The 11882-nt window shown below is 61.4% G+C and carries 8 protein-coding genes; 6 read left to right on the plus strand and 2 right to left on the minus strand.

From position 1 onward, the window contains the following. The first annotated feature begins 15 nt into the window (after positions 1 to 15). From hisS to NPS47_RS15585, 6 genes are all read left to right on the plus strand, one after another. Positions 16 to 1305, plus strand: a complete 1290-nt coding sequence (hisS, locus tag NPS47_RS15560; RefSeq protein ID WP_038614504.1) for a histidine--tRNA ligase — start codon at positions 16 to 18, stop codon at positions 1303 to 1305. A 39-nt stretch (positions 1306 to 1344) separates the two neighbouring features. Next, positions 1345 to 1986 carry a YfgM family protein gene (locus NPS47_RS15565; RefSeq protein ID WP_274295748.1) on the plus strand — a complete coding sequence of 214 codons (642 nt, stop codon included), beginning with the start codon at positions 1345 to 1347 and terminating at the stop codon, positions 1984 to 1986. After that, positions 1979 to 3130, plus strand: coding sequence for an outer membrane protein assembly factor BamB (gene bamB / locus NPS47_RS15570; protein WP_274295749.1), 1152 nt, complete (start codon positions 1979 to 1981; stop codon positions 3128 to 3130). Before NPS47_RS15565 ends, bamB begins: the two co-directional genes overlap by 8 nt. 116 nt (positions 3131 to 3246) lie before the next feature. Next, positions 3247 to 4707 carry a ribosome biogenesis GTPase Der gene (der, locus tag NPS47_RS15575; protein WP_274295750.1) on the plus strand — a complete coding sequence of 487 codons (1461 nt, stop codon included), beginning with the start codon at positions 3247 to 3249 and terminating at the stop codon, positions 4705 to 4707. 160 nt (positions 4708 to 4867) lie between these two features. Further along, positions 4868 to 6016, plus strand: coding sequence for a pyridoxal phosphate-dependent aminotransferase (locus NPS47_RS15580; RefSeq protein ID WP_274295751.1), 1149 nt, complete (start codon positions 4868 to 4870; stop codon positions 6014 to 6016). Then, positions 6004 to 6795 carry an amidohydrolase gene (locus tag NPS47_RS15585; RefSeq protein WP_274295752.1) on the plus strand — a complete coding sequence of 264 codons (792 nt, stop codon included), beginning with the start codon at positions 6004 to 6006 and terminating at the stop codon, positions 6793 to 6795. Before NPS47_RS15580 ends, NPS47_RS15585 begins: the two co-directional genes overlap by 13 nt. A 76-nt stretch (positions 6796 to 6871) precedes the next feature. Here NPS47_RS15585 and NPS47_RS15590 read toward each other — a convergent pair whose 3' ends face one another. Both NPS47_RS15590 and NPS47_RS15595 read right to left on the minus strand, forming a co-directional pair. Continuing rightward, positions 6872 to 9424, minus strand: a complete 2553-nt coding sequence (locus tag NPS47_RS15590) for a sulfite reductase flavoprotein subunit alpha (protein WP_274295753.1) — start codon at positions 9422 to 9424, stop codon at positions 6872 to 6874. A 104-nt stretch (positions 9425 to 9528) separates the two neighbouring features. Continuing rightward, the gene (locus NPS47_RS15595) at positions 9529 to 11820 is read right to left on the minus strand and encodes a TonB-dependent receptor (RefSeq protein ID WP_274295754.1); all 2292 of its coding nucleotides are present in this window, start codon (positions 11818 to 11820) and stop codon (positions 9529 to 9531) included. Positions 11821 to 11882 lie beyond the last annotated feature (62 nt).

The following is an 11882-nucleotide window of genomic DNA, read 5'->3' on the forward strand; positions in this document are numbered from 1 at the left end:
TCGTAAGGATTTTCCGTGAGCAAATCGCTGCAAGCCATCCGTGGCATGAACGACATCCTGCCCGAGCAGACCCCGCTGTGGCGCTATTTTGAAAGCACCGTCGCCGGCCTGCTGGACACCTACGGCTATCGTCAGATCCGTACGCCGATCGTCGAGTTCACCGAGCTGTTCAAGCGCTCGATCGGTGAAGTCACCGACATCGTCGAAAAAGAGATGTACACCTTCGCCGACCGCAACGGCGACTCCCTGACCCTGCGTCCGGAAGGCACTGCAGCCTGCGTACGTGCTGTGCTGGAACACGGCATCAGCGGCGGTGGCCAGGTGCAGAAACTCTGGTACATCGGTCAGATGTTCCGTCACGAGCGCCCGCAGAAAGGTCGCTATCGCCAGTTCAACCAGATCGGCGTCGAAGTCTTCAACCTCGACGGTCCGGACATCGACGCCGAGCTGATCGTGCTCACCTGGCGCCTGTGGGGCCTGCTGGGCATCCGTGACGCGGTCAAGCTCGAGCTCAACAGCCTGGGCACCAGCGAAGCCCGTGCGCGCTACCGTGATGCGCTGGTCGAGTTCCTCTCGGCGCGTCTGGAGCAGCTGGACGAAGACAGCCAGCGTCGCCTGAAGACCAACCCGCTGCGTATCCTCGACAGCAAGGACGCCAACACCCAGGCGGTGCTGGTCGGCGCGCCGAAGCTCGAAGACTACCTGGACGAAGAGTCGCGGGTGCATTTCGACGGCCTCAAAGCGCGTCTGGATGCCGCCGGGATCCCGTTCGTGATCAACACCAAGCTGGTGCGTGGCCTGGACTACTACAGCAAGACCGTGTTCGAGTGGGTCACCGACAAGCTCGGCTCCCAGGGCACTGTCTGCGCCGGTGGCCGCTACGACGGCCTGGTCGAGCAGATGGGCGGCAAACCGACCCCGGGTGTTGGTTTCGCCATGGGTATCGAGCGTCTGATCCTGCTGCTGGAAACCCTGGAGCAGGTCCCCGAGTCGATCAACCGTCAGGTCGATGTCTACCTGTGCGCCTTCGGTGAGCAGGCCGAGCTGGCGGGCCTGGCCCTGACCGAGCGCCTGCGTGATCGCCTGCCGAATCTGCGCCTGCAGGTCAATGCCGGTGCCGGCAGCTTCAAGAGTCAGTTCAAGAAGGCCGACAAGAGCAACGCGCTGTTCGCCTTGATCCTGGGGGACGACGAACTGGCGCAACAAGTGGTAGGTTTCAAACCCCTGCGTGGCCAGGGCGAACAACAAAACATTGCCTGGGATGCTCTGGCAGAGCACCTGGAAGCTTCCCTCGCGCAGGCGTGAAGCGGGTCAACAGCCGATTTGGTGAAAAGGAGTATTGGGGTGTCGAGTACCGATGATGAACAGCTGGCGGCATTCAAGGACTGGTGGCAGCGTAATGGCAAGCCACTGGTAACCGGCGGCCTGCTGGCACTGGTAATAGTGTTTGGCTGGCAAGCCTTCCAGAAGTACCAGGGCAACCAGTCGCAAGGCGCCTCGAACCTTTATCAGGCCCTGCTGGAAACTACCCTGACGCCAAGCGGCGAGCCGGATGCGGCCAAGGTCGCGGAACTGTCCGGCAAGCTCAAGAACGAGTTTGGCGGTAGCGCCTATGCCCAGTATGGCAGCCTGTTCGTGGCCAAGGTCGCGGTCGAGGCTGGCAAGCTCGATGACGCTGCTGCCGAACTCAAGTCGGTCGTCGACAAGCCGGCTGACGCTACGCTGGGAGAAATCGCCCGTCAGCGTCTGGCCCGTGTCCTGGCTGCCCAGAACAAGGTTGATGAGGCACTGAAACTGTTGGAAGGCGACGCCGACAAAGCGTTCCTGGCCAGCCGTGAAGAGCTCAAGGGCGACCTGCTGGTACAGCTGGGTCGTACTGCTGATGCCCATGCCGCATACGTAAAGGCCAAGGACGCGCTGTCTGACGACGCCGCGATCGGTGGTTTGCAACTCAAGCTCGACGACCTGGCCAAAGGGGATGCGTGACGTGATCGGTTGGAAACATGCAGCAGTGCTGACCCTGGCCATTCTGGCCGCGGGTTGCAGCAGCAACAGCAAAAAGGAATTGCCGCCGGCCGAGCTGACCAAGTTCACCGAAGAAGTGGTTCTGAAGAAGCAATGGAGCCGTTCGATCGGTGACGGTCAGGGCGAATCCTTCAACATGCTGGTCCCGGCGATCGAGAACGATCGTATCTACGCCGCCGATGTAACCGGCGTGGTGATGGCCATGGACCGCAATACCGGCGACGTGGCCTGGAAAAAGGACCTTGAACTGCCTGTCTCCGGCGCTGTTGGCGTCGGCTACGGCATGGTCATGCTCGGTACCCTGCGCGGTGAAGTGATCGCCCTGGATGCCAGCACCGGTGAGCAACGCTGGCGTTCGCGCGTGACCAGTGAAGTGCTGGCGCCACCTGCCACCAACGGCGACGTGGTGGTTGTGCAAACCCAGGATGACCGTGTGATCGGTCTGGATGCCAGCACCGGTGATCGCCGCTGGATCTACGAAAGCACCCCGGCGGTACTGACCCTGCGTGGTACCGGTGCGCCGATCGTGACCAATCACCTGGCGGTTGCGGGCCTGTCGACCGGTAAGGTCATTGCCCTGGATACCCGTAACGGTGTGCCGGTCTGGGAACAGCGTGTGGCGATCCCGCAAGGTCGCTCGGAGCTTGACCGCGTGGTCGATATCGACGGTGGCCTGCTGCTGTCTGGCGGTACGCTGTACGTGACCAGCTATCAGGGTCGGGTTGCCGGTCTGGATCTGGAAAGCGGCCGGGTGCTGTGGCAGCGTGATGCTTCCAGCTACACCGGTGTGGCCCAGGGCTTCGGTAACGTCTACGTGAGCCTGGCTTCGGGTACCGTGGAAGGCATCGACGAGCGCTCTTCGAGCGCCCTGTGGAGCAACGATTCGCTGGCACGTCGTCAATTGTCGGCGCCGGAAGTGTTCTCCAGCTATGTAGCAGTAGGTGACCTGGAAGGCTACCTGCACCTGCTCAGCCAGGTCGACGGTCGCTTCGTCGGTCGTGAGCGTATCGACAGCGATGGCCTGCGCGCCCGTCCGCTGGTGGTGGGTGACACCATCTATGTGTACGGCAACAGCGGCAAGCTCGAGGCGCTGACCATCCGCTGAGGCTATGCTTGAGGCCGTGCAGGCCTCGGGCTGCGGCACTTCGGGTGCCGCCCGAACTCCGGCCGCTGCAGTGCAGCGGCCTTTGTATTTTCCGAATTTATGAAGTGGAGAGCCGTATGGTTCCCGTAATCGCCCTGGTGGGCCGACCGAACGTCGGTAAATCCACCATGTTCAACCGCCTGACCAGGACCCGTGACGCTATCGTCGGCGACCTGTCCGGGCTGACCCGTGACCGTCAATACGGTGAAGCAAGCTGGCAAGGCCGCTCGTACATCCTGGTCGACACCGGTGGTATTTCCGGTGACGAGCACGGCATGGACGAAAAAATGGCCGAGCAGTCACTGCTGGCCATCGAAGAAGCCGATGTGGTGTTGTTCCTGGTTGACGCCCGTGCCGGCCTGACCGCCGCCGACCAGATGATTTCCGAGCACCTGCGCAAGCGCAACAAGCGCTCGTTCCTGGTGGCGAACAAGATCGACAACATCGATCCGCAGATCGCGATTGCCGAGTTCTCGCCGTTGGGCATGGGTAACGCCATTGGTGTTGCCGGCGCCCAGGGTCGTGGCGTCAACAACCTGCTGGAAGCCGTGCTCAGCGACTTCCCGCGGGACAATGTCGAAGAGATCGATACCGACGTCGCCGAAGGCGAGGAAGCGGTGCGCATCCCAGGCCCGAGCGAGAAAGATGGCATCAAGATCGCCATCATCGGTCGTCCGAACGTCGGCAAGTCGACGCTGGTCAACCGTATGCTCGGTGAAGACCGGGTGATCGTTTACGACCAGCCCGGCACCACCCGCGACAGTATCTACATTCCCTTCGAGCGTAACGAAGAGAAGTACACCCTGATCGACACCGCCGGGGTGCGCAAGCGCGGCAAGATCCACGAAGAAGTCGAAAAATTCTCCGTGGTCAAAACCCTGCAGGCGATCAAGGATGCCAACGTGGTCATCTTCGTCATGGATGCCCGCGAAGGCGTGGTTGACCATGACCTGAACCTGCTGGGCTTTGCCCTGGAAGCCGGTCGCGCCATCGTCATCGCCCTGAACAAGTGGGATGGCATGCAGCCGGGCGAACGCGACTACGTGAAGACCGAGCTGGAGCGCCGGCTGTTCTTCGTTGACTTCGCCGACATTCACTTCATTTCGGCCCTGCACGGTACTGGCGTCGGTAACCTGTACCAGTCGGTGCAGAACTCCTTCAAGTCGGCGGTCACCCGCTGGCCGACCAGCCGCCTGACCCAGATCCTCGAAGACGCGGTCAGCGATCACCAGCCGCCGATGGTCAACGGTCGCCGGATCAAGCTGCGCTATGCCCACCTCGGTGGTGCCAACCCGCCGATCATCGTGATCCACGGCAACCAGGTCGAGAAAGTACCCAAGTCTTACTCGCGCTACCTGGAAAACACCTATCGTCGGGTGCTCAAGCTGGTCGGTACGCCGATCCGTATCGAGTACAAGGGCAGCGATAACCCGTACGAAGGCAACAAGAACACCCTGACCGACCGCCAGGTCAACAAGAAGCGTCGCTTGATGTCGCACCACAAGAAAGCCGAGAAGAAGCGTAAGGACAAGCGCTAAGATCATCGCGGGGCAAGCCCGCTCCCACAGGGATATCACACACTGTGGGAGCGGGCTTGCCCCGCGATAGGCCTGCGACGGTTTCAACCTTTTTCCTGACCACTCAATCCGCTATGCTCGGTCCCTGACCGCCGGATTGTTCAGCAGGAAAGAGGGCTTCATGATCAGTAGCAAGTTGCCGAACGTCGGCACCACCATCTTTACCACTATGTCCCAGCTCGCCGTGCAAACCGGCGCCTTGAACCTGTCCCAGGGTTTTCCCGATTTCAATGGCCCTCAGGCCCTGCTCGACGCAGCAGGCCGGCATATCGCTGCCGGTCACAACCAGTATTGCCCGATGACCGGCTTACCGGCGTTGCGCCAGCAGGTAGCGACCAAGATCGCCCGTAGCTATGGCGTCAGTGTCGATGCCGAGACGCAAATCACCATTACCCCGGGTGCCACCGAAGCGATCTTCTGCGCCATCCATGCGGTGATCCGTGCCGGTGACGAAGTGATTGTCTTCGACCCGTGTTATGACAGCTACGAGCCTTCGGTCGAACTGGCTGGCGGACGTTGCGTGCATGTCCAGCTCACCGATGGCCAATTTGCCATTGACTGGCAGAAGCTCAGCGACGCCCTGAGCCCGCGTACGCGGATGATCATCCTCAACTCGCCGCATAACCCCAGCGGCGCGCTGATCAGCCGCGATGACCTGGAAAAGCTGGCGCTGCTGATCGCCGATCGCGATATCTACCTGATCAGTGACGAGGTCTATGAACACCTGGTGTTCGATGGTGTGCAGCACGCCAGCGTGCTAGCGATAGAAGCGCTGTACCAGCGGGCCTTTGTCGTCAGCTCGTTCGGCAAGACCTATCACGTGACTGGCTGGAAGACCGGTTATGTGGTCGCGCCGCCGGCCTTGAGCGCCGAACTGCGCAAGGTCCATCAGTACGTCAACTTCTGTGGTGTGACTCCATTGCAATGGGCACTGGCCGATTTCATGGCCGAGCACCCAGAGCATGTCGAAGAACTCCCGGCCTTCTACCAGGCCAAGCGCGACCTGTTCTGCGATCTGCTGGCCACCTCGCGCTTCCAGTTCACCCGCACCGCCGGTACCTACTTTCAGCTGGTGGACTATTCAGCCATCCGCCCGGACCTGAACGATGTCGAGATGTCGCTGTGGCTCACCCGTGAACACGGGGTGGCGACCATTCCGGTATCGGTGTTTTACCAGCAACCCATTCCCGAACAGCGCCTGGTGCGCCTGTGTTTTGCCAAACGCGAGGAGACGCTGCGTCAGGCAGCGGAGAAGCTATGCGCGATCTGAGTGCTCTGCCTAACCTGAAAGTCGCCCTGGTGCAGACAACCCTGGCCTGGCAGGACCGCCTGGCCAACTACGAGCATTTCGAAAACTTGCTGGAGCAGGCCCGTGGTGCCGATCTGATCATCCTGCCGGAAATGTTCACCACCGGTTTCTCGATGGATTCGGAGAGCCTGGCCGAACCGGAGAACGGCCCGACCTACAAGTGGCTCAAGAGCCAGGCGAAAAAGCTCGATGCGGTGGTCACTGGCAGTGTGATCATCCAGGCCGCCGATGGCAGTCACCGCAACCGCCTGCTGTGGGCGCGGCCGGATGGCGAGATTCTGTTCTATGACAAGCGTCACCTGTTCCGCATGGCCGGTGAGCATAAGCACTACACCCCGGGCGAGCGGCAGGTGCAGTTCGAGGTCAAGGGCTGGCGGGTGCGCACGCTGATCTGTTACGACCTGCGCTTCCCGGTGTGGAGTCGCGATGCCCAGGACACCGACCTGTTGCTGTATACCGCCAACTGGCCTGCAGCGCGTCGCCAGCACTGGAACCGTTTGTTGCCAGCGCGGGGTATCGAAAACCTGTGTTATGTGGCGGCGGTGAACCGGGTTGGCACTGATGGCAAGGGCTTTGCCTACTCTGGCGACAGCCAGGTCCTGGACTTCCAGGGCGAGAGCCTGCTCAGCGCGGGAGAGGCGGATGGTGTTTTCACCGTGGTGTTGAGTGCGGCTGACCTGTCGGCCTACCGTACGCGCTTCCCGGCCAATCTGGATGCCGATACCTTCGATCTGCATTGATCTTCATCGCGGGGCAAGCCCGCTCCCACCCGGCTGAAGGTGATCTCCCGGTGGGAGCGGGCTTGGCCCGCGATCATCAGTACACGTCCCGCCGGTAGCGCCCAAGCTCGATCAAGCGCTCAACCTCGGCAGCGCCAAGCACTTCGTTCAATACCTCATCCACTCCGCTGGCCATGCCTTGCAGGCTGCCACAGATGTAGATCGACGCGCCCTCATCCAGCCAGTGACGCAGCTCAACCGCCTGTTCACGCAAACGGTCCTGCACATAGACCTTGTGTGCCTGATCGCGGGAGAACGCCAGGTCCAGGCGCGCCAGTTCACCGTTGTGCAGCCAGCCTTGCAGTTCTTGCGCACAGAGGAAGTCGTGGGCCTGCTTGCGCTCGCCGAACAGCAACCAGTTGCGTTGTTCACCAGCGGCAATACGGGCCTTGAGCAGGCTGCGCAGCCCGGCAATTCCGGTGCCGTTGCCGATCAGGATCATCGGTGTCGCCGTTGCCGGCAAATGGAAACCGCTGTTGCTGCGCAGACGCAAGCTGACACTGTTATCCACAGCGAGGTACTCGGTCAGCCAGCCGGAGCCGAGGCCGAGGCTGCCGTCGGCATGTCGCTCCTGACGCACGATCAGTTCCAGGACACCCTCGCTGGCAATCGAGGCGATCGAGTATTCGCGCGCCGCCAGCGGAATCAGCGCATCGACCAAGGCCTGGGCATGCAGGCCGACCAGATGCTCGCGGCTGCTGGGCAACTGGCGGCTGGCCAGGGCCTGAAGCAGGCTTTCCTGCAGGCCGTCGACCTGTACGGCAGATTCACCCTCAAGCCCCAGTCCGCGCAGGAACTGTTCAAGTTTATGTGGACTGTTGCGTGGCAGGATCTCCACCAGGTCACCCGCCTGCCATTGCGCCGGTTGCTCTGGCTTGAGGCCGAGCAGGTACACCGCTGAACCTTGGCTGCCAGGGTTCATCAATGTGCGCTCAACCAGGGTCCAGCTGGCGAATGCAGGCGCCTGCCAGGCAACCGGTGGCTGACTGCCGGTCAACTGAGCCAGTTGCTGCTGCCAGTGTTGCAGGGCCGCAGGGTCTGCACTGTCGACTTCTACCGTGGCGAATGCGCGTGTGGCACCACGCTCGCCAAGCCAGGCCTGCAGGCGTCGGGCAAAGCCACAAAATTGCGGGTATTGCCGGTCCCCGAGAGCGAGCAGGGCGTAGTTCAGGTTGTCCAGCGCCCAAGGCTGGCCGAGCACTTTGCGTTCGAAGCCGCGGGCACTGTCCGGCGCCTCGCCGTCGCCGAAGGTACTGACCACGAACAGCGCGCGTTCAGCCTGGTTGAGGTCGTTTTCGCTCAGTTCGGCCAGTGGCCGCACCTGTACCGGCAAACCGGCGGCTTGCAGTTGTCCGGCACTCTGCCAGGCCAGCTGTTCGGCGAAACCGCTCTGGCTGGCAAAGCCCACGATCCAGCCATTGCCCTGCGTATCGGACGGCGTCAGGGTGCTGCGTGCGGCCCGCACCTGACGCTTTTTGCGCCGACGATCGAGGTACAGCAACCAGCCGGTGACAAAGAACAAAGGCATGGTCAGGCTGGCAATGGTCACCAGGATGCGCCCGGTGAGGCCGAAGTAGCTGCCCACATGCAGGGCGTAGACGCTAGCCAGCAGTTGCGCCTTGAACGATTTGTCGGCGTAGCGCTCGTGCTTTTTCACCTGGCCGTTGGCCGGATCGAGGGTCAGGGTGTTGAGCGCACGTTCGTGTTCGGCGCCTTCGAGCAAGTAGAAGAGGGTCGCCGGTTGCCCACCGGCAGGCGGCAGGCGCAGGTTGTAGCTGGTCATGGTCTGGCCCGCGGCGGTTTGCAGGTTGTTCCAGATGGCGTCGTAGTCGACCACCAGCGGCTTGGCCTCTTTGCCCGGCGCGCCACCTGGACGTCCGCGGCCTTCGCCACGCTTGTGCTGCTGGCCGGCGGCGGGGCCATCGGCCAGCAGCTTGTTCAGGCCTTCGCGGTACCACTCATACGACCAGAACAGACCTGTGATGGCGAACAGCAGATAGAACAGCAGGCACCAGGTGCCGAACACGGCATGCAGGTCCCAGTTGAAGGCACGGCCCTTCTTGGCCCAGTCCAGGGTCAGCCACACCCGCCAGTTCAGCGCCTTGCGCGGCCAGCGCAAGTACAGGCCGGAGAGGCAGAAGAAAATCAGCATGAGCGTGCAGGCGCCGGTGATCTGCCGGCCGGTGTCGCCCATGGCCAGAAAACGGTGCAACCGCAGCATCAGGTCGAAGAAGCCTTGACCGGCGACATCGCCCTGCAACTTGCCGGTATAAGGGTCGGCATAGCGCATCAGGCCCCGGCGTTCACCGGGTGGCGGGGTGAAGAAAACGCGCGCCGCCTTGTCGCTTTGGGGCTGGACTGAGAGCATGGCGACCTTGTCACCCTGTTCGGCCTCGATCCTTCTGACCAGTTCGGGCATCGGCAACACACCCTCCTGACGTACTTCGACTTTAAGTACGTCGGGGTTGAACAGCTGCAGCAATTCATCCTGGAACGACCAGATTGCCCCGGTAATGCCCATCAGGGCCAGCACCAGGCCGGCCGTAATACCGAAGAACCAGTGCAGCTGAAACAGCGATTTCTTCACCACATCGATCACCTTGTCTTGCCGCAAATACGAATGCGTCGCGCATTATGCCTTGATACACAAAAGCCCCGTTCACCGAAATGAACGGGGCTTGCCGGTCAACGCACTCAGAAGTGGAAGTTGGTGCTCAGCAGGGCGGTGCGTCCGGCAGCCTGGTTGGCGTAGTGAGCCGCGTAAGCCTTGTCGTAGTAGACCTCGTTGGTGAGGTTTTGCACGTTCAGCTGCAGGTCGACATTCTTGGTCAGCTTGTAGCTGGCCATGGCGTCATAGCGCCAGTACGAATCGACCATCACGCTGTTGGTCACGTTGCCAAATACATCGTCGACGTAGAAGGCACCGCCACCGACGGTGAATTTCGGCGTGACGTTGTAAGTGGTCCACAAGGTCAGGCTGTTGTTCGGCGTGTTGGGCATCTGATTGCCGTCGTTATAACCGTCGATCAGTACTTTGTTCACCGTCTGAGCGCCGCCGTCGATCAGCCTGGCGTCCATGTAGGTGTAGCCCGCGAACACTTGCCAGTCGTTGCTCAGTTTGCCGGTGGCGGTCAACTCCAGGCCGTCAACGCGGCTTTTGCCGGCGTTTTGATAGGTGTTGGCATCGACCAGAACCCGGGCGTTTTCCTTCTCGGTGCGAAAGATCGCCGCGGTCAGGTTCAGGCGCTGGTCCAGCAGGTCCCACTTGGTACCGATTTCATAGTTGGTGGTTTCTTCAGGCTTCAGCTCGCTGGTGGTGGTGGCCGTCAGCAATGGGTTGCCGTCGCTGCCTTCACCCAGCGCAGCCCCGGCCGGGGTTGCCGACGTCGCATAGGAAATGTAAACGCTACCGTTGTCGGTTGGCTTCCAGGTCAGACCCAATTGCCCGGTAATGAATTCGCTGGTGTCTTCGGTCTTGAAGCTGGTGGCGCCAGTGGCGGCTTTGGTCTTGGCCTTGGTGTCGAAATGGTCGTAGCGCAAGCCCATGGTCAGCAGCCAAGCAGGATCCAGTTCCAGGGTATCGGTCAGGTAGATGGCGCGGGTGTTACTGGTGGTGTCGGCACCGGCGTTGGTGCGGCTGACGCTACCACCCCAGGCTTCATTCGGGTCGGGGTTGGGGAACGAGGTGCACACACCAGGAATCAGGCCTTCACCCTTGGAGCAGTCGCCCGACTTGAAGCCGGTAACGTCGTAGCCTTCCTTGGTCGAAGCTTCGCGGCTCAACTCGATACCGGTAGAGAAGGTGTTCTTGAACCCGCCGATGTACACCTCGCCGAACAGGTCGGTCTGGTTGGTGGTGGTGCTGGTATTGGCGACGCGGTTGTTCGGGCGACGCCAGACTTCACCCTTGAGGATGTTGCCCTTGCTGTCGTCAGGCTGACTGTAGATGTAGTCCTGCAGGGTGTTGCCGTGGCGCAGGGTGTTCTTGATGGTCAGCGAATCGCTCAGGTCATGTTCCAGCGCGATGGTGGCGATATCTGCGCGGCTCTTGAAGAAGTCGCGACCCACCAGGCCGTAGAAGTTGTCGCTGTCGCCGCCATCAGTCGGCTTGTCGGGATTTGCCGATGTACGATTGGCGGAGCTGCCGGATTTAAGGCTGTAAGGGATGCCTGAATCGGGCAGGTCATCGCTTTCCATGTGGTAGTAATCCAGGCTCAGGCGGGTTTCGGTACCCAGACCAAAGACCAGCGACGGCGCTACGCCCCAACGGTCATAGTTGACCTCATCGCGGCCGGCGACGTTGCTTTCGTGGCTCATCAGGTTCAGGCGGAACGCAGCGGTGTCGAGGAACTGATAGTTGCCGTCGAAGGTGTAGCGTTGGGTCTGGTCCGATCCCCAGGTGAAGCCAGCGTCGGTGGAGTTGCCCAAATGTGCGCGTTTGCTCACCAGGTTGATGGTACCGCCCGCCGCACCACGACCGCCGATGGTCGAGTTCGGGCCCTTGGCGACTTCGACCGACTCAATCGCGAAGATTTCGCGGGTTTGTGATCCGGTATCACGCACACCGTCCAGGTACATCGAGCTTTGCGAGTCGAAGCCGCGAATGAAAGGGCGGTCGCCTGACGGGTTGCCACCTTCGCCGGCACCCATGGTGATGCCTGGCACAGTACGCAGGGCGTCCTGCAGGTTCAGGGCGTTGGTGTCCTTGATGACCTGCTGAGGGACCACGGTCACGCTGCGCGGAATGTCCACCAGCGGTGCGGTGTACTTCGGCGAAGAAGCACTCTCTACCTTGTAATCAGTGCTTGCCGCGTCGGCCTGGCCGGTGACGCTGGTAGCGTCCAGGGCAATCGCGCCGTTCTTGGCGGGCTCGGCCTCTGCGGCATAGGCCAGGTGTCCGGCAGAGGTAGCAGTAATCGCTACACCAATGGCAGAGGCGAGCAAGCGTGGTGAACTGACAGCGGTTGGCACGTAGTGACGCGGCATGGTGGTCCCCTTCCCCGGATTCAAAGGCCGCGAAATATAATGTAAACAAATATGAGTAACAA

It is taken from the genome of Pseudomonas putida (genome assembly GCF_028682475.1).
Lineage (GTDB): Bacteria > Pseudomonadota > Gammaproteobacteria > Pseudomonadales > Pseudomonadaceae > Aquipseudomonas > Aquipseudomonas putida_AG.

Bases quoted from the DNA above. Each gene is read 5' to 3' on its own strand.
- bamB (WP_274295749.1), top strand. From the start codon at position 1,979: ATGCGTGACGTGATCGGTTGGAAACATGCAGCAGTGCTGACCCTGGCC.
- der (WP_274295750.1), top strand. From the start codon at position 3,247: ATGGTTCCCGTAATCGCCCTGGTGGGCCGACCGAACGTCGGTAAATCC.
- NPS47_RS15580 (WP_274295751.1), top strand. From the start codon at position 4,868: ATGATCAGTAGCAAGTTGCCGAACGTCGGCACCACCATCTTTACCACT.
- NPS47_RS15585 (WP_274295752.1), top strand. From the start codon at position 6,004: ATGCGCGATCTGAGTGCTCTGCCTAACCTGAAAGTCGCCCTGGTGCAG.
- NPS47_RS15595 (WP_274295754.1), bottom strand. From the start codon at position 11,820: ATGCCGCGTCACTACGTGCCAACCGCTGTCAGTTCACCACGCTTGCTC.